The 17,715-nt window shown below is 67.2% G+C and carries 17 protein-coding genes; 10 read left to right on the top strand and 7 right to left on the bottom strand.

Features of this window, described 5'->3' with window-relative positions:
- The first annotated feature begins 26 nt into the window (after positions 1-26).
- The 4 genes from JKL49_RS18515 to JKL49_RS18500 all read left to right on the top strand — a co-directional run bounded on the left by JKL49_RS18515 (position 27) and on the right by JKL49_RS18500 (position 5,395).
- Complete coding sequence (locus JKL49_RS18515; RefSeq protein ID WP_215342526.1) at positions 27-1,310, top strand: cytochrome P450; 1,284 nt, start codon at positions 27-29, stop codon at positions 1,308-1,310.
- Positions 1,311-2,336, top strand: a complete 1,026-nt coding sequence (locus tag JKL49_RS18510) for a phosphotransferase family protein (protein ID WP_215342524.1) — start codon at positions 1,311-1,313, stop codon at positions 2,334-2,336. It begins immediately after the preceding gene.
- Positions 2,333-2,740, top strand: a complete 408-nt coding sequence (locus JKL49_RS18505; protein ID WP_215342523.1) for a hypothetical protein — start codon at positions 2,333-2,335, stop codon at positions 2,738-2,740. The genes JKL49_RS18510 and JKL49_RS18505 overlap by 4 nt, the downstream gene beginning before the upstream one ends.
- Positions 2,741-3,043: 303 nt before the next feature.
- Positions 3,044-5,395, top strand: coding sequence for a PAS domain-containing hybrid sensor histidine kinase/response regulator (locus JKL49_RS18500; RefSeq protein ID WP_215342521.1), 2,352 nt, complete (start codon positions 3,044-3,046; stop codon positions 5,393-5,395).
- Here JKL49_RS18500 and JKL49_RS18495 read toward each other — a convergent pair.
- Positions 5,371-6,909 (bottom strand): acyl-CoA synthetase, encoded by a 1,539-nt coding sequence (locus tag JKL49_RS18495; protein WP_215342519.1) that lies wholly within the window; start codon positions 6,907-6,909, stop codon positions 5,371-5,373. The genes JKL49_RS18500 and JKL49_RS18495 overlap by 25 nt on opposite strands.
- Positions 6,910-7,066: 157 nt before the next feature.
- Between JKL49_RS18495 and JKL49_RS21270 the strand changes: the two genes are divergently transcribed.
- Entirely contained in the window at positions 7,067-8,191 is a 1,125-nt protein-coding gene (locus tag JKL49_RS21270; protein ID WP_215342517.1) for an alpha/beta fold hydrolase, read from the top strand.
- Here the strand turns inward: JKL49_RS21270 and JKL49_RS21265 are convergent.
- Complete coding sequence (locus JKL49_RS21265) at positions 8,142-8,480, bottom strand: antibiotic biosynthesis monooxygenase family protein (protein ID WP_215342515.1); 339 nt, start codon at positions 8,478-8,480, stop codon at positions 8,142-8,144. The genes JKL49_RS21270 and JKL49_RS21265 overlap by 50 nt on opposite strands.
- On the bottom strand, positions 8,477-8,785 hold the full coding sequence (locus tag JKL49_RS18480; RefSeq protein ID WP_215342513.1) for an NIPSNAP family protein: 309 nt from the start codon (positions 8,783-8,785) through the stop codon (positions 8,477-8,479). The genes JKL49_RS21265 and JKL49_RS18480 overlap by 4 nt, the downstream gene beginning before the upstream one ends.
- A 123-nt stretch (positions 8,786-8,908) precedes the next feature.
- Between JKL49_RS18480 and JKL49_RS18475 the strand changes: the two genes are divergently transcribed.
- Complete coding sequence (locus JKL49_RS18475; protein WP_215342511.1) at positions 8,909-9,622, top strand: ArsR/SmtB family transcription factor; 714 nt, start codon at positions 8,909-8,911, stop codon at positions 9,620-9,622.
- A 482-nt stretch (positions 9,623-10,104) separates the two neighbouring features.
- Here JKL49_RS18475 and JKL49_RS18470 read toward each other — a convergent pair whose 3' ends face one another.
- Both JKL49_RS18470 and JKL49_RS18465 read right to left on the bottom strand, forming a co-directional pair.
- Positions 10,105-10,566: a chemotaxis protein CheW gene (locus JKL49_RS18470; RefSeq protein WP_215342509.1), complete on the bottom strand. Its 462-nt coding sequence runs from the start codon at positions 10,564-10,566 to the stop codon at positions 10,105-10,107.
- A 1-nt stretch (position 10,567) separates the two neighbouring features.
- Entirely contained in the window at positions 10,568-12,067 is a 1,500-nt protein-coding gene (locus JKL49_RS18465) for a methyl-accepting chemotaxis protein (RefSeq protein WP_215342507.1), read from the bottom strand.
- A 421-nt stretch (positions 12,068-12,488) separates the two neighbouring features.
- On the opposite strand from JKL49_RS18465, the gene JKL49_RS18460 reads away from it, so the two are divergent.
- From JKL49_RS18460 to JKL49_RS18450, 3 genes are all read left to right on the top strand, one after another.
- Positions 12,489-12,650 (top strand): hypothetical protein, encoded by a 162-nt coding sequence (locus JKL49_RS18460; protein ID WP_215342505.1) that lies wholly within the window; start codon positions 12,489-12,491, stop codon positions 12,648-12,650.
- Between the two features lie 21 nt (positions 12,651-12,671).
- On the top strand, positions 12,672-13,208 hold the full coding sequence (locus tag JKL49_RS18455) for a hypothetical protein (protein WP_215342502.1): 537 nt from the start codon (positions 12,672-12,674) through the stop codon (positions 13,206-13,208).
- Between the two features lie 118 nt (positions 13,209-13,326).
- Positions 13,327-15,264 carry a sensor histidine kinase gene (locus tag JKL49_RS18450; RefSeq protein WP_215342500.1) on the top strand — a complete coding sequence of 646 codons (1,938 nt, stop codon included), beginning with the start codon at positions 13,327-13,329 and terminating at the stop codon, positions 15,262-15,264.
- A 250-nt stretch (positions 15,265-15,514) separates the two neighbouring features.
- On the opposite strand, the gene JKL49_RS18445 is transcribed toward JKL49_RS18450, so the two are convergent.
- Positions 15,515-15,835: a hypothetical protein gene (locus JKL49_RS18445; RefSeq protein WP_215342498.1), complete on the bottom strand. Its 321-nt coding sequence runs from the start codon at positions 15,833-15,835 to the stop codon at positions 15,515-15,517.
- Positions 15,836-15,914: 79 nt separating this feature from the next.
- A complete protein-coding gene (rsgA, locus tag JKL49_RS18440) occupies positions 15,915-16,988 on the bottom strand; it encodes a ribosome small subunit-dependent GTPase A (RefSeq protein ID WP_215342496.1) in 1,074 nt (357 codons plus the stop codon).
- Between the two features lie 327 nt (positions 16,989-17,315).
- Here rsgA and JKL49_RS18435 point away from each other — a divergent pair, with 327 nt between their 5' ends.
- Positions 17,316-17,711 carry a Zn-ribbon domain-containing OB-fold protein gene (locus JKL49_RS18435; RefSeq protein WP_215342494.1) on the top strand — a complete coding sequence of 132 codons (396 nt, stop codon included), beginning with the start codon at positions 17,316-17,318 and terminating at the stop codon, positions 17,709-17,711.
- Positions 17,712-17,715: the final 4 nt, after the last annotated feature.

The following is a 17,715-nucleotide window of genomic DNA, read 5'->3' as shown; positions in this document are numbered from 1 at the left end:
TAGGGGCGACAAGCGGCCAGGCGAAGATGAGCGCAGCCGACGTCCTGATTCCGCAATCCCGAGCCGACACGCTGGTCGATCCGACCGCCTATGCGGACGGCCGCATCCACGAAACCTACGCCTGGCTGCGCGCCAACAACCCCTTCGGCAAGGCGCAGATCGAGGGCGTCGAGCCCTTCTGGGTGACGACCAGGCACGCCGACATCCTGGAGATCAGCCGCCAGAACGCCCTGTTCTCCAACGGTGAGAAGTCGCCCACCATGGTCAGCCAGGAGGCCGACGCCCGCATCCGGGAAATGACCGGCGGCAGCCCGCACCTGCTGCGCACCCTGATCCACATGGATCAGCCCGATCACATGAAATACCGCGTCCTGACCCAGGCCTGGTTCCTGCCGCAGAACCTGCGCAGCATGGAGGACCGCATCCGCAAGATCGCGCGGGCCGCCGTCGACAAGATGGCCGCCAAGGGCGGGGCATGCGACTTCGTCAGTGAGGTGGCCCTGCACTACCCCCTGCATGTGATCATGGAGATCATGGGCGTGCCGGAGGAAGACGAGGGCCGCATGCTGATGCTGACCCAGGAGCTGTTCGGCGCCACCGATCCCGAGTTGAGCCGCAAGGACGGGGAAGCGGAGGCCGCCGACCCCACAAAGATCGACATGGGGGTGCTCACCGACTTCATCACCTATTTCAGCCAGTTCTCGGAGTCCAAGCGGGCCAACCCCAGCGATGACCTGGGCAGCCTGATCGCCAACTCCAAGATCGACGGCGAGCCGATCAGCCACTTCGAGGCGATGAGCTACTACATCATCGTCGCCACCGCGGGCCACGACACCACCTCGTCCTCCACCGCCGGCGCCATCTGGGGCCTGGCCGAGAACCCCGGCGAGCTGGCCAAGCTGCAGGCCAACCCGGCCCTGATCCCGGGCCTGGTGGACGAGAGCATCCGCTGGATCACCCCGGTGAAAACCTTCATGCGCACCGCCATGCAGGACACCGAGATCGGCGGCCGCAAGCTCAGCAAGGGCGACTGGCTGATGCTCTGCTACGCCTCGGGCAACCGCGACGAGGCGGTGTTCACCGACCCCAACGCCTTCCGGGTCGACCGCAGCCCCAACAAGCACCTGGCCTTCGGCTATGGCGCTCACCTGTGCCTGGGCCAGCACCTGGCCAAGATGGAGATGCGCATCCTCTGGGAGGAGATGATCCCGCGCCTGAAGTCGCTGGAACTGGCGGGCGTTCCGGCCCAGTCCCAGGCGGTGTTCGTTAACGGTCCCAAGCGCCTGCCGATCCGCTTCGAGATGGCATGAATGAGCCACCCCCTCGAACCCCGTATCGCGGCCTATATCGCGGGCCGGATGCCCGACGCGACCGACGTCGCCGTCCGCGATCTCGCCCGCATTTCCGGCGGCGCCTCGCGGGAGACCTACCGCTTCGTGGGGTCCTGGGTGGAGGGTGGCCAGGCCCGCGAGCGCAAGCTGATCCTGCGCCGTGATCCGCCCGCCAGCCTGATCGACACCGAGCGCCGCATCGAATTCGAGGCCTATCGCGCCTTCCACGGGACCAGCGTTCCGGCGCCGGAGATGCTGTGGCTGGAGGAGGGCGACGGGCCGCTCGACCACCCCTTCTTCATCGCCGAGGAGATCGCGGGCTTCCAGGCCGGGCCTGGCCTGCTGTGGGCCGCGCCCTATCTCGACAGCCACGCCCGGCTGGCCGAGCGCAAGTGGACCATCCTGGGCGAGATCGCCAAGGCCGATCCGGTGGCCAACGGCCTGGCGCAGGTCATGCCGGCGGTCGCGGCCGCGGACTGCTGGAACCGCGAACTCACCTATTGGGAAGAGGTCCTCAACGACGACGAGGCCGAGCCCCTGCCGATCATCCGGGCTGCCATCCGATGGCTGCGCGCCAACCCGCCGCCGCCGGCCCAGAAGGTCGGCGTGGTGCACGGCGACTACCGCACCGGCAACTTCCTCTATGACACGGAAGGGCAGATCCACGGCATCCTCGACTGGGAGATGGCCCACCTGGGCGATCCCTTGGAGGACCTGGGCTGGAGCCTGAATCCGATCTGGACCTTCGGCCGCGGCCTGGCCGGGGGCCTGGTTCCAGACAACGAGGCGGTCGCCATCTGGGAACGGGCCAGCGGCCTGAAAGCCGACCCCGCCGCCCTGCACTGGTGGACCCTGTTCAACTGCGTGAAGGGCCAGGCGATCTGGGTCTCCAGCGCCCGGGCCTGGCTGGACGGCGGCAACCGCGAACCCATCATGGTCTATCCCGCCTGGGCCATGACCAACGCCCAGGACCGGGCCACGCTGCACGTCATGGGGCGCCTATGATCCCTTCCGTTCCCGCCGTCCTCGTCGACCTGGCCGGCAAGGTGATGGCCAGCGCCGCGCCTGACATGAACCCCACCGACCGGGCCAGCACCCTGGGTCTCTCGGCCCTGCTGATGGGCCTGGCAGCCGAGGGCCTGGACAGCGCCGCCCATCACTTGGTGATGGAGAACCGCGCCTTCCGGACCTTGCTGGCCAAGGGTGCGGCCTATGCCCCGCCGCCGGTGGAGCATGCCGAGGACGACTTCCGGCTCTCGGCCCTGGCCGCCGAGAACGGCCGGCTGCGGGCGGCCCTCATCGTCCTGCAGACCACCGTCGAGGGCCGCGACGAGCCCATGAACGACGCCATCTGGGCCGAGCTCCTGGCTTCCACCGAACGGCGTAAGACCCAGGGGTCAGCGGTCTAGGGGTTGAGAGCCCGGGGTTGCGAAGCTCCAACCTCGGGCCGGTTTCGGGTCATGGGCGACCGGTCCGGCGCGGCCGAGGTGGTCACGCGGCCGGCCGCGAGAAGTCCGGCCCCTCGAGGAAGCGGCTTCCCCGCCCCGAGGAAATGGCATGGACAATTTACATGCGCGAATTCGCCGCAGTCCGCGCACGACCCGCAAGTGCAGGCTCAGCCTGGGACTCGGATAGCGTGGTGGCGCTTCAGACAGGCTGCGGCCAAGCTTGGCCTTAGCGCGCCCTTCCGGCTGCGAGGCAGGGAGATCAGGTTGAGCAAGGCGCAGACTCTTGAGCGGCTCAAGGCCCGTCGCCTGACGATGCTGGCCCAGGCCGAGGAGATGGCACAGCTGGGCACCTGGGCCTGGGACGTCGCCAGCGACCAGACCACCTGGTCGAAGGCCACCTATGACATCCACGGTTTCGACCGCGACCAGGCGCCCCCCGACCTGGCCGGCGTCCTGGCGATCTATCACCCGGAGGACGCCGCGCTGCTCGCGCGGATGGTCGACGAGGCGGTTCGCGAAGGGACCAATTACGCCCTGCAGGCGCGGATCTACCGGCCGGACGGGAGCCTGCGCCACGTGGTGGCCCGCGGCGCCGCCGAACGGGGGCCGGGGGGAGAGGTCATTGGCCTCTTCGGAACCTTTATCGATGTCACCTCCCTGAAGCTGGCCGACGATGAGGTGCGCCGCAGTGAAGCCCTCCACCGGCACCTGATGGAGAACGCCCGCGACATCTTCGTCCGCGAGAGCCCGGAAGGGGTGATCCTGGAGGCGTCGGCCGGATGCCGTGCGCTCGGCTACGAGCCGGAGGAGCTGGTGGGGGTCAACGTCGTGAGCTTGATTCACCGCGGGGATCTGGAAACCCTTCGGGCGGCCCATGAAGCCAATCGCGCCGAAGACCCGACCGACCGCGATCGCGAGTACCGCGTGCGAGCCAAGGACGGCCACTACGTCTGGCTTCAGGGCAGTGCGATCCCGGTTCGGGACGCTGACGGCGGGGTCCGGGAAGTCGTCAGCATTGTCCGAAATATCAATGACTACCGGTTGAGCCGGGACGCCCTGGCGGTCAGCGAAACGCGCTACCGGCTGATCACCGAACAGATCACCGATGTCGTCGCCTGCTGCAACCCCGAAGGACTGGTGACCTTCGTCTCCCCCTCGATCGAGGCGCTCGTTGGTCACCGGCCCGAGGAGCTGGTCGGCGGTGATTCCATGCGGTTCATTCATCCCGATGACAAGAAGGCTGTCCGCCGGGCCGTCGCCGCCTATGTGGCCAAGGGGCCCGGTGCGCCATCCCCCAGCATCGAGTACCGTGCGGTGCGCAAGGACGGTCAGGTGATCTGGCTCGAGGGCCATCCCGTGGCGATCTACGATGCAGTCACCGGCGCCCTCCTTGAGCTGCAGGATTGCACACGAGACATCTCCGCTCGCAAGGCGCTGGAGGCTGACCTCGGCGCGGCGCGGGACGCCGCCGAGGCCGCCGCCGCGGTAAAGTCGGCCTTCCTGGCCAATATGAGCCATGAGATCCGCACTCCGCTGACCGCGATCCTGGGCTATTCTGACCTCTTGACCGCCCAGTCCGGCCTGGACGGCGTCGGCCGTCGGCACCTGGAGCGCATCCGGGCCGGCAGCCAGGCCCTGCTGTCGATCGTCAATGACGTGCTCGACTTCTCCAAGCTGGAGGCCCAGCAGGCCGAGATCGCGCCAGAGCCCGTCGCGATCGCCAAGATGACCGAGGAGGCGCTCGCCCTGTTCTCACCCCAGGCCCAGGACAAGGGGCTGGACCTTACCTTCGAGGTGGACGGCCCGTTGCCAGCCCACCTGATGGTCGATCCCCACCGGCTGCGGCAGATCCTGTTCAACCTGATCGGCAATGCGGTGAAGTTCACGGTGGCAGGCGAGGTGCGCCTGAAGGTGGCCTATGCCGCCGACCTCGAGCGGCTTCACCTTTTCGTCGCCGACACCGGGCCGGGAATGGACGCTATCCAGACCGCGCGGCTGTTCCAGCGCTTCTCCCAGGTGGACGCAGCCTCCACCCGCAAGCATGGCGGCACCGGGCTGGGCTTGGCGATCTGCAAGGGCCTGGCCGAGGCCATGGGCGGCGGGGTCAGCGTCGAGAGCACGCCGGGCCAGGGTTCGGTCTTCCATGTCCACCTTTGGGCGCCGGTCACGGACCTGTCGGGACCGTCCGAGCCTGAGCTGGAGGCGGCGCCGGCCGATGATCTGAAGGTGCTGGTGGTGGACGACAACGACGTCAATCGTGAGCTGGCTCGTCTGCTACTGGAGTCCTTCGGGGCGCAGGTGTTGGAAGCCCCCGACGGGGAGTCGGCCCTAGCCCTGGTCCAGGCCGGGCCGGTGGACCTGATCCTGATGGACATCCGCATGCCTGGGCTGGACGGCCCCTCGACCCTGCGGCGCTTGCGGGGCCAGCCCGGTCCCAACCAGGCGGTCCCGGTCCTGGCCTTCAGCGCCGACGCCGATCTCGAGGGCGCGCCCTGGGCCCACGAGTTTGACGGGCTGGTCCGTAAGCCCATCGTCGCAGCCGAACTGCTGGCGGCAATCGGGCGCTGCCTAGAGCCACCGACCGCTGACGCTCAGATCTTGCGGTCAGTCCAGTAGGCGTCGCGCAGGACGCGCTTGTAGAGTTTGCCGGTGGGCAGGCGCGGCATCTCGGCGATGAAGTCGATGGAGCGCGGGGCCATGTAGTGGGCCAGGCGTTCCTTGGCGTAGGCCAACAGCTCCTGCGCCAGTTCGTCGGTGGGGGCATGGCCGGGGGCTGGCTCGATCACCGCCTTCACCGCCTCGCCCATCTCCGGGTGCGGGATGCCGAACACCGCCACGTCGGCCACCTTGGGGTGGGTCACCAGCAGGTCCTCGATAGCCTGGGGATAGATGTTCACCCCGCCGGAGATGATCATGAAGGCCTTGCGGTCGGTCAGGTACAGATAGCCGTCCTTGTCGAGGTAGCCGACGTCGCCCAGGGCGTTCCAGTTGGGGTGCTGCGGGTGGCGGGCGTCGGCGGTCTTGCCGGGGTCGTTGTGGTATTCGAAGGTCGCGGTCTCGCGCTCGAAATAGACCAGGCCGGTCTCGCCCACCGGCAGCTCGGCGCCGTTCTCGTCGCAGATGTGCAAGACGCCCAGGGCCGCGCGGCCCACCGAGCCGGGGTGCTCCAGCCAGTCCTCCGAGGTGATGAAGGTCGAGCCCGAGCCCTCGGTGCCGGCATAGTATTCGTAGAGGATCGGGCCCCACCACTCGATCATCTGGCGCTTTACCTCCACCGGGCAGGGGGCGGCGGCGTGGATGGCGACCTGGTGGCTGGAGAGGTCGAAGCGGTCGCGGACCTCCTGGGGCAGCTTCATCATGCGCACGAACATGGTGGGCACCCACTGGCTGTGGGTGACGTGGAATTTCTCAATGAGCGCAAGCGCTTGCTCGGCGTCGAACCGCTCCATCATCACCACCGTGCCGCCGAAGGACTGCACGCTGAGCACATAGGCCAGCGGGGCGGCATGGTAGAGCGGGGCGGGCGAGAGATAGACGCTGTCGGGCGTCAGGCCGTAACGGTTGACCGCCTGGCGGGTGGCGAAACCCTCGGCCGGCGTGGTCTCCGGCAAGGGCCGCAGGATGCCCTTGGGCCGCCCGGTGGTGCCCGACGAATAGAGCATGGAGTCGCCCATCCACTCCTGCGCCAACGGCTCGGGCGAAGCGCCGGCCAGGGCGTCCTCATAGGACTCCCAGCCCGGAATGGTCCCGCCCACCATCAGGCGGATCGGGCAGTTGGGGATCAGCTCGGCCAGGGCCGCGGCGGTCTCGCGCTTCTCGTAGGAGGTGATGAGCGCCTTGGCCCCGCAGTCGCCGACGATGTAGGCGGCCTCGTCCGGCGGCAGGTAGCGGTTGATGGTGGTGACGTAGAGCCCCGAGCGGAAGCCCGCCCAGACCGGGTCCATGAAGGCCAGGTTGTTCTCCATCAGGACGGCGATGTGGTCGCCCCGGCGCAGGCCGCGCGCGTGGAGGAACTGGGCCACGCGGTTGGAGCGCTGGTCGAGCTGGCCATAGGTGACCACGGCGCCGGAGTCGGCGGAGATCATGGCGGGCTTGTCGGGCGTCAGGCGCGCGTGGTCGGGCAGGTACATGGTCGTTGGCTCCCCTTGCGGCCCGTCTTGCGCGGGCTGTTCAGGGCCTGACGATGGGGCCGGGGCGGGGCGCAGGCAAGCCCGACGCAACGTCAGCCGCAGAGGCTTGACTTGCGATTTACAGATGTAAGCGTAGGGCCGGGCAGGAGGACGATCCATGGCGCGGCGGCTCTTCAAGGTGGTGGTCGCCCTGGCGATCTTTCTGACGCTGCTGGTCGCAGGGGCGTTCGGGACGCTGGCCATCGCCCGCCACCGCCACGCCGAGGCCCTCGCCATCCGCACGCCGAACGGGATCGACGAGGCCGGCTTCGTGCGCCTGGGCGGCGTTGAGCAGTGGGTGACGATCCGCGGCGACGACCGCGCCAATCCGGTGATCCTGGTGGTGGGTGGGGTCGGCGCCGACGGGCCGGGCACGGTGCTCAGCCCCTTTGTGGACGCCTTCACGCCCTGGGAGCGCGACTTCACCGTGGTGCAGTGGGACCAGCGCGGGGCGGGCAAGACCTTCGCCCGCGCCGGGCGGCAAGTGGGGCCGGACTTCACCGTGGAAGGGCTGACCCGTGACGGGCTGGACCTCACCGCCCATCTGCGCGACCGCTTCGCCAAGCCGAGGATCGTGCTGCTGGGGACCGGGTTCGGTTCGACGGTGGCGGCGCGCATGGCGCTGGCGCGGCCGCAGGCCTACCTGGCCTATGTCGGCGCGGGGCAGATCGTGGCGCCGCGGCGGGACCGGGAGCAGGCAGGCTATGAACGGTTGCTGCGCAAGGCCACGGCGGCCGGCGACCAGGAGAGCCTGGCCGACCTGAGGACCAGCGGGCCCTGGGCCTTCCGCCATCCCCGCGATCCGGAGAAGGTCGCCGCCTTCGTCCGGGTGGCGGGCCGATACCACGCCGCCAACCCGCCTCACCAGACCTGGGACGTGCTGACCGCGCCGCACTGGAGCCTTGCCGACGCCCTGGCCATCCAGCCCGGCATGGCGGCGAGCGAGGCGGCCCTGGGCCGGGCCTGGGGCGAGAGCTTCGACTACGGCGGCCTGGGCCCCGATTTCCAGGTCCCGGTCTTCGTCATCCAGGGGGACGACAACACCGACGCCCCGATCGCCCAGGCCCGGGCCTGGCTGGCGGGGGTGAGGGCGCCGGCCAAGGGGTTGGTGACGATCCCCGGGGCGGGCAATCACGGGCTCCAGACCCATTCCCAGGCCTTCGCCACGGCGCTGAAGGCAACCCTGGCCCCCTTCACCCATGAACCGCCTGCGAGTCCGCCGGCGCCTGGTCCCGGTCGTTGAGGCCGTAGTCGCGCAGCACGCCCGCCACCCGCAGGCGGTAGTCGATGAAGACCCCCGCCCGGCCCGCCGCCTGGGCGGATCGGTGCGCCTCCAGGGCCCGCCACTGCGCCACCGCGGCCTCGTCGCGCCAGAAGGAGAGGGAGAGCAGCTTCCCGGGTTCTGTAAGGCTTTCAAAGCGTTCGATGGAGACAAAGCCGTCGATGCCGTCCAGCAGAGGGCGTAGGTCGGCGGCCAGGCCAAGATAGGTTTCGCGGGTCCGCGGGAGGACTTCGAAGATGACGGCGATCACGCGGTCACCGGGGTCAGGAAGGTGCGCTGCTCGCGCAGGATGAACCGCTGGGCCTGGGCCAGGGCGAAGTTGGCGGCCCCGGCGGGGTCGGCGCGCAGGCGGGCGCGGTAGGCCTCGTAGGCGGCCAGGCTGTCGAAGGAGATCAGGGCGTGGGCGACGTCGTTGGTCCCCTCGTGCGGCAGCCAGTAGCCCAGCAGGTCGCCGCCGCAGGCCGGGATGATGCTCAGCCAAGCCTGCGCATAGGCCTCGAAGGCGTCGCGCTGGAAGGGGTCGATGACGTAGCGGATGTGGCAGGTGATCGTCACGTGTTGGTCTCCACGGAGGGTAGATAAGGCCCCTCTCATAGGCCGGTGGAGGTCGCCCATGGTTCGATGCGCATCGAAGTGTTGGGGCTCGCGCGCGGGGGGCGGCAAGGCTAGGCTCAGCCTATGAAACATGGTCCCGACATCGCCCGGATCGCGGCCCTGCTGGGGGATCCCGCGCGGGCCAACATGATGACCGCGCTGGTGGGCGGTCAGGCGCTGAGCGCCGGCGAACTGGCCCGCGAGGCCGGTATCACGGCCTCCACGGCGAGCTCGCATCTCGCCAAGCTGACCGACGATGGCCTGTTGGTGAGGGTCAAGGTGTCACGCAGTGTCTACTACGCGCTCGCCAGCGAGGACGTGGCGGCCCTGCTGGAGACCCTGATGGGCCTGGCCACCCGGACCGGCCACCTGCGCACCCGCCCGGGGCCCAAGGATCCGGCCCTGCGCCGGGCGCGGGTCTGCTACGACCACCTGGCCGGCGAGCTGGCGGTGACGATGCTGGACCGTCTGCTGACCCGCGGGGTCATCGAGGACCGCGACGGGGCGCTGAGCCTGGGCCCCGACACCGGTTTCCTGCGCGCCTTCGGGGTCGATCCCGACGCCCTGCCGCGCGGCCGCCGCCCGGTCTGCAGGGCCTGCCTGGACTGGAGCGAGCGGCGCAACCACCTGGCCGGATCGCTGGGCGCGGCGGTGCTGACCCGGATCTACGAGCGGGGCTGGGCGCGGCGGAGCCCGGGGACGCGGCTGGTGACCTTCAGCGCCCCGGGGCTGGCGGCGTTCGAGGCCTGGCTGGCGAGGCCGATCGGCTCAGGACCGCCCGCGGCGGACCTTCTGTAGGGTTTCCACCAGGCCGACCGTCCAGCAGACGGGACAGCCGCGCAGGATCAGAAGGGGGAGGTAATTGATAACGTGTCGCCGAATTAGGCGCCGGCGACAAGCTTAGCCGCGGCGCCGCCAGGGGCAGCGCCCTCAAGATTGGAGCCAGACCGCTGTCACGGAGCAGGCTGCGAAACTCGCTGGTGAACGCCCAGGCCTCCTGGTTCTGCAGACGCACCCGTCGGAACACGACGTGACGGTCGAACGCAGGTTGCGGGAAGCAATGGGTGTCCAGCAGCTCCCAGACCTCGTTGAGACATACCGGCCGCGAGCACAACACGAGCATGTCAGCGATCTCTTTGGCGCTTACGGGTTCGCCCAGGACATGGACGACGGCGACGATCCGGATCAATTCCCGAGAAACCGGATCATGCGGACCGGACCAGGTCGCCGGGCTTGGAAACAGAACGACGTTCACGGCTCAGCCTCCTGAGCACAGAGGGTTAAGCTGCAATGCGGGTCTCGGCAGGCAGCAGGGCCGCGACCACCAGGCGACTCAGCAAGCGGCCTTCCATCGGGATAATTGCGTCGACGAAGTTCGTTTCGGATCCACTGTCGACATCGGGTGGAGCCTGCAGCAGACCGGCGTCGACGACGAACGTCTCCTGCACCGCGTCGACCATCAGGCCTGCCACCCGCGCGCCGTCCTGGACCACGACGAACACATGGCGTGACGAGGTTTCCGTTACACCAAGACCCAAGCGGTTACGCAGGTCGAGCACTGGCATGACCGCGCCGCGCAGGTTGATGACCCCCAGCACATAGGGCGGCGTGTGCGGCAGGCGAGTGGCTGGGGTCCAGCCCCTGATCTCTCGCACTGAGCGGATATCGATGCAGAACTCCTGCTCGGCGATCTCGAATGAGATCAGTTCGATTTTGTCGTCGCCGGTGTCGAGGGCGCCCATCTCAAAACTCTTCCCAGCCGCCGACTGAGCCACCGCCAACCGCCTTCTTGAGCCTGGCGCGATCCTGGGCAAGCTGGTTGCGCGCCGGTGCGTGGCGACCCGAGACGGCGGATTCGGGCTTGGCGGCTTGTCGCACATCACCGCCGAGCTGGAACTTGCCGACGTGGCGCGCCAGCTCTTGAGCCTCGGACTGCAGGCTGCTCGCTGCAGCAGTAGCTTCTTCGACCATCGCGGCGTTCTGTTGCGTCACCTGGTCCATCTGGTTGACGGCGCTGTTCACCTGGGAAAGACCGGTGGCCTGTTCCTGAGCGGAAAGGGCGATCTCACTGATCAGGCTGTCGATCTCGGTAACCTTGGCGACGATGCCTAACAGAGACTCGCCGGTCTCGCCGACCAACTTGACGCCTTTGCTGACCTGCTCGGTGGAGGCCGAGATCAGGCCCTTGATCTCCTTGGCGGCCTCGGCGGAGCGTTGCGCCAGGGCCCGTACTTCGGACGCGACCACGGCGAAGCCCCTGCCGGCGTCGCCGGCGCGGGCGGCCTCAACGCCGGCGTTCAGGGCCAAGAGGTTGGTCTGGAACGCAATCTCGTCGATCACCCCGATGATCTGTGTGATCTGCTTGGAACTACCCTCAATTTCGCCCATGGCGGCGACGGCATCGCGGACCACGGCGCCGGAGCTGGTGGCGTCGGCCTTGGCGGTGGTAGCAGCGGATGACGCCAGCTTGGCCCCCTCGGCGCTGCGCTTGACCGTCGCCGTGATCTCGTCGAGAGCCGCAGCCGTCTCCTCTAGGCTAGCCGCCTGCTGCTCCGTGCGTCGTGACAGGTCGTCGGAAGCCGAGGCGATCTCCTCTGAACCGCCGCGGATGGAATCGGTCGACCTGTTGATTGATTCCAACGCCTCGCGCAGCGAGGTGACCGCCTTGTTGAAGTCGCTCTTGATCGCCAGGTAGGCGCCCTTGAAGTCGGCGTCGATCTGACAGGTCAAATCACCTTCGGAGAGCCTTTGCAGACTGGACGCGAGCGTGGCGACCACTTCGTTCTGCACCTCCTCGCCCTTGACGCGCTCAAGCTCGGCCTGATGGAACGCCAGTTCGGCCTGCGTAATGTCAACCGCGAGCTTGATCACCTTGTAGGCCTTGCCCGTCTCGTTGAGCACGGGATTATAGGACGCCTGCAGCCAGACTTCGCGCCCCCCCTTTGCCACACGCTTGAACTTGCGAGCGACAAAGGCTCCGCTATTCAGCTCGCGCCAGAAGTCGCGGTATTCGGGAAGGTTCGCCTCCGCTGCGTCCATGAAAGTGCTGTGATGTCGGCCCTGAATCTCCGCCAGGCCGTATCCCATGGTGGTCAGGAAATTGGCGTTCGCCGTGATGATCGTGCCGTCGAGATTGAATTCGATGACCGCTTGAGACCGGTCTATTGCGGATAGCTTGTTTTCAAGCTCGGCCAGTTTGTCGGCCGAATCCTTGCGGAGCTTTGAACCCTCGAAAATTCGCATCCCTGTATCCTCCATAAGCAACTCTGCAGGAGGAGAGCGACCGGGGTCCTTACCGAGGCCTTAAGTGGTTAATTCAACTACGAAAAGTTATGTTCGATATTATACATATTATGTACTATTTCGACACATAAAAATTCATTGAAATACTGTGAATAACGAAATTTCGACTCGGGCGAATCTGTAAAAATGGCCGCATTTAGAGGTTTTGAACCCAGTAAATTTGTTGCCAATTCCTTAATTTGGACGGCGCCCGGGGAAGGTGTCTTCAGCAAGCTCTCAAGATGATATCTTGGCGGCCAAAATGTGTGACGGGATGCCGCAGAAATCTATCGTCGTTACTGATGCGGACTTGGGGATTACGGTGACGCTGTACGAAATACCGCCCATCTTCGCCGGCCAATGCCAATAGGAGTCCGCCGTCATGGCCCGCCTCGCCAGAGTGGTCGTTCCCGGTCTTCCGCATCACGTCACCCAACGGGGCAACCACCGTGACAAGGTGTTCTTCGGGGGCGACGACTACCGCGCCTATCTCGATCTTATCTCGCGGGCGGCCCAGGCGTCGGGGACGGAGATCTGGGCCTAGCCCAACCACGTCCATTTCATCATGACGCCGAGCCACGTTGACGGCCTGCGAGCCACCTTCGCCGAGGCGCACCGGCGCTACAGCGCCCGCATCCACAGCCGACTGAAGCTGACCGGACACCTGTGGCAGGGACGGTTCAGCTCGACGGCGATGGATGAGCGTCACCTGATTGCGGCGGCCCGCTATGTGGCGATGAACCCGGTGGCGGCCGGGATGACCCGGCGCGCGCAGGACTGGCCCTGGTCAAGCGCTGGGGCGCATCTGGAGGGCGCCGACGATGGCGTGGTGGTGACCGCGCCGTTGCTGGCGCGCATGCCGGACTTCGCCGGGATGCTGGCCGGCGCGGAGGACGAGGCCGCAATCCGGGCCCTGCTGGCCTCGCGCACCACCGGACGGCCCGTGGGCGCCGACGACTGGATCAAGGCCCTGGAGGGACAGACCGGCCGCAGGCGGGGATTCGGGGGATTCGGTGACGGGATATCAATTGGTTGGATTGTCGCTGACTTGAATAGGCAATTGATAACATGTCGCCGAATTATGCGAATTATGCCGAGCTAGGCATGCCCAATGAGGCAATTCTTTCGTTCGGTCCGCGTGTGTCGGAAAGGCTCCTGACAGGCCATGTCCACAAACTATACTGTGCCGATGCGGGGGGCCGCCAGCTGAGGGCGGGGCGATGACGGACGATGCGAAGCCAAACGCCGAGGCGACGTCGGCGCCTGGCGCCAGCGCCGATTTTCTTGCCGGCGGCGGCGAGATGGGTGAGCGCATCCGGCTGTTTGACTGGCGCAAAACGGCGCTGGGCGCGCCCGAGCGGTGGCCGCAAAGCCTCAAAACCACGGTCAGGCTCCTGCTGTCGTCCGGGCATCCTATGCTCATCTGGTGGGGAGAGGACCTCATCCAGTTCTACAATGACGCCTACCTCCAATCCCTGGGACCCGAGCGGCACCCGAGTGCGCTGGGGGATCGCGGACGCGACTGCTGGGTGAAGATTTGGGACATCATCGGTCCCCAGATCGACCAGGTCATGTCGGGCCGGGGCGCGACATGGCACGAGAACCAGCTTGTTCCCATAACGCGACATGGCCAGCGGGAAGATGTCTGGTGGACCTATAGCTACAGCCCGATTGACGAGCCGACAGCCCCGGCGGGGGTGGGTGGGGTGCTCGTGGTTTGCACCGAGACAACCCAACAGGTGCTTGGCCGCCGTCGAGCCGTTCAGGAGCGAGAAGACTTCGCCCGGCTCTTCGATCAGTCACCGACCTTCATGGCCACCCTCATCGGCCCGGAGCATCGGTTCGACCTGGTGAACCCAAGCTACAGGCAGCTGATCGGCAATCGGGAGGTCCTGGGAAAAACGCTCGCCGACGCGCTCCCGGACGCGGTCGCCCAGGGCTATCTCGATCTGCTCGATGAGGTCTACCGCAGTGGCGTCGCCCATCGCGCCATCGGGTCGAAATATGTGTTTCAGGCAGACCCGACTGCGCCCCCGACCGAGCGCTTCATCGATTTCGTGTACCAGCCCATCACCGACGAAGAGGGTGCGGTGACCGGGATATTCGTCGAGGGCGCGGATGTCACCGAGCGCACCAAGATCGAGGCCGAGCTGCGTGAAGAGGAAGCACGGTTCCGCACGCTGGCAGACAACATACCGACCCTGTGCTGGATGGCTGAGCCGGACGGCGACATCTTCTGGTACAACTCGCAATGGTACGAATACACCGGCATGAGCGCCGAGGACCAGCTGGGCTGGGGCTGGGCGTCGGTGCATGATCCCGAGGTTCTCCCGGCGGTCGCCGCGCGGTGGCAGGACAGTCTGGACCGAGGCGAGCCGTTCGAGATGACCTTCCCCCTCCGAAGGGCGGACGGCGTCTTCAGACCCTTCCTGACGCGGGTCGTGCCGCTTCGCGGCGCGGATGGCGGGATCGTACGGTGGTTCGGGACGAACACCGACGTGTCTGAGCAACAGCGACACGAACAACGCCTGCGCATGATGGTCAACGAGCTGAACCACCGCGTGAAGAACACGCTGGCGACTGTTCAGTCGGTCGTTGAACTCACGCTTCGCCAGGGGAAGGCCGACGCCGCGCTCCAGCGGGATCTGACCTCCCGGCTATTTGCGCTCAGCCGCGCCCATGACGTGCTGACGCAGGAGCACTGGCAGGGCGCCGACCTTCGGCAGATCGTAGCGCAAGCCATCAAGCCGTATGAGACCAGCGACCATCCGCGCCGCTTCTTGGTCGAAGGGCCGGAGCTGCTCCTGCCATCACGAACCGCGATCGCCGTGGCGCTTGCCCTCCACGAACTCATGACCAATGCGCTCAAGTACGGCGCGCTCTCAGCCCTTGAGGGGCAGGTCTCGGTGACGTGGTCCGTCGGAGGCCCTGCCGCGAAGCGGGATTTGATCCTGGTCTGGCGGGAGAGCGGCGGACCGCCCGTCACCCCGCCGACACGCACTGGCTTTGGTCGGCGTTTGCTGGAACGAGGCCTTGCGTCAGAACTGGACGGACAGGTCGTGAATGCGTTTCTGCCCGAGGGCCTTGTCTGCACGATCACCGCGAAAATCGAAGTGGCCGGCGGCGAGCAACCGGCCGACGAGATATGGCGCGGTTGAACCCTCAAGGGCTTTGGTGAAGGGAAATACGGGGACAGGAGCCTCATTCACCAGCTGAGCGTCCCGGCGGGGCAGATGCTCCTGTCCCCGTATTCGAAATTCCTCCCCCGTCGGGGGAGGGGGACCGCGTCGCGGTGGAGGGGGTTAGGGCTGTGCAGGTCCACGGGCCGAGCCCCCTCCGTCTCGCGGTCTTCGCCCGCGATCCACCTCCCCCTGATCGCGCTGCGCGCTGGGGGAGGAATTAGACGGTTCAGGCGGTTTCCGTCACCACGTCGCGGAATTCGTCGGCGGGGACGAAGGCTGCGCCGTCTTCGTCCAGGACCCAGACGCCGATCAGGGCGGGGTGGTCAGGGTCGAGGTCTTCGTCCAGCAGGTCGCCGTCATAGAGGGCGACATTGCTGTAGTCGAAGTCGAGGGACAGTTGGGCCGCGAGGCCCAGCATCTCGTCAGCCATGCGGCGGGAATAGCCCACCGCTTCGGCCTCGGATCCGAAGTCGTCGGTCAGGGTGTTCATCTCGGCGGCGTCGCTGCCTTGGGCCGCGCTGGTGGTGACGATGGTGTAGGCGGGCATGGCGTGTCTTTCGTAAGGGCGGCCTCTCCCTAACCGGTTCGCGGCGGGGGCGGTCGAATATTCTGAAAAAACAGCGCAATCAGTCGGCGCCGCCCCGGTGGTCGCGCCGGGTGGCGCGGTAGGTCTTCGAAAGCGCGGCGGACTGGCGGCGCTCGGCCGCCTTGGCGACCCGCTGGGCCTTCTGCTCCACGGCGGCCAGCTCAACGCCAAGCTTCTGGAAGTTGGCCCAGCGTCCGGGGTCCAGCGCGCCGCTTTGCAGGGCGGCCTGGATGGCGCAGCCGGGCTCGTGGCTGTGGCCGCAGTCGTTGAACCTGCAGTCGCCGGTCATGCGCTCGATGTCGTCGAAGACCTCGCTCAGGCCCTCCTCGGCGTCGATCAGCCCCACCTCTCGGATGCCTGGGGTGTCGAGCAGCAGGGCGCCGCCGGGCAGCAGGACCAGTTGCCGGCTGCTGGTGGTGTGGCGGCCCTGGTCGTCAGCTTCGCGGATCGCCGCGATGGTCATGCGGTCTTCGCCCAGGAAGGCGTTGACCAGGGTGGACTTGCCGACCCCCGACGAGCCGATCAGCACGCAGACCTCGCCCGGCGCGACCTGGGCCAGCAGGGGCTCGAGGCCCAGGCCGTCGCGCGCCGAAACCAGCAGCACCGGGGCGCCGGCCGCCAGGGCGATGATGTCGGCGGCGTCACCTTGCGGATCGGTGGAGAGGTCGGACTTGGTGAGCACCACCACCGGCCGAGCCCCGCTCTGCCAGGCGGCGGCGAGGTAGCGTTCGATCCGGCGGGGATTGAGGTCAGCGTTCATCGAGCTGACCACGAAGACCACGTCGATATTGGCGGCGATGACCTGCAGCCTGCCCAGGCTGTCGGCGGCGCGGCGGGTGAGCACCGTGCGCCGGGGCAGGACCGCCTCGATGACAGCCGCGCCCTCGGCGGGGTTGAGGGCGAGCGCCACCCAGTCGCCGACGGCGGGCGGCTGCGCCTCCTGGGCCTCGTGGTGCAGGCGGCCCGAGAGGTTGGCGCGCAGCTCGCCGTCGTCGGTGGCGACCAGGTAGCCGTCGCGGTGCTGGGCGATGACGCGGGCCGGGGTGAGGCCGGCCTGGGCATGGGCTGCGAAGGCCTGGGCCAGCGCGTCGGTCCATCCATATTGCGCGATCACGTCAGGGCTTTCCAAGCATCAGAGGCATGTACCGCCTTTCGGGCCTTAATTCCTCCCTCTTCGGGGGAGGGGGACCGCGTCGCGGTGGAGGGGGCTTGGGATGTGCAGGCGGCAAGGGCATAACCCCCTCCGTCTCGCAGGCCTTGCCTGCGATCCACCTCCCCCGATCCGGCCTGCGGCCTGGGGGAGGAATTGAAGGGTCCAACCCGGCTTCCCGCCACGTTACCAATCGACAAGCGGGCCAACCTCGGGTTTGCTGCACCGCCCTCGTTTTGGAGGGCCAAGACTCACCGAATTTGATTGGGGACGATTTTTCATATGGCTCGAATGTTGCCCGAACCCACGCCGGAGACCCGGCATTTCTGGGAGGGTTGCAAGGATGGCGAGCTGCGTCTGCAGCGCTGCACCGAATGCACCCACAGCTACTTCCCGCCCCGCCCGTTCTGCCCGAAGTGCGGATCGCGCGATGTCGAGGTCTATGCCGCCAGCGGCAAGGGCTTCCTCTACTCCTACGTCATCAACCACCGTCCGCGCCCCGACATGGGGACCGAACCGCACTCCATCGCGGTGGTGGAGCTGGATGAAGGTCCTCGCCTGATGACCAACATCGTGGGCTGCCCGCAGACGCCGGAAGCCCTGCAGCTGGACATGAAGGTCCAGGTGAAGTTCGAGAAGCAGACCGACGACATTTCCCTTCCCCTGTTCGAACCGGCGAAGGGCTGAGAGC

Source organism: Phenylobacterium glaciei (assembly GCF_016772415.1).
Lineage (GTDB): Bacteria > Pseudomonadota > Alphaproteobacteria > Caulobacterales > Caulobacteraceae > Phenylobacterium > Phenylobacterium glaciei.
The sequence above is the reverse complement of the archived record's forward strand: the minus strand, read 5'-3'. Positions and strand labels throughout refer to the sequence as shown.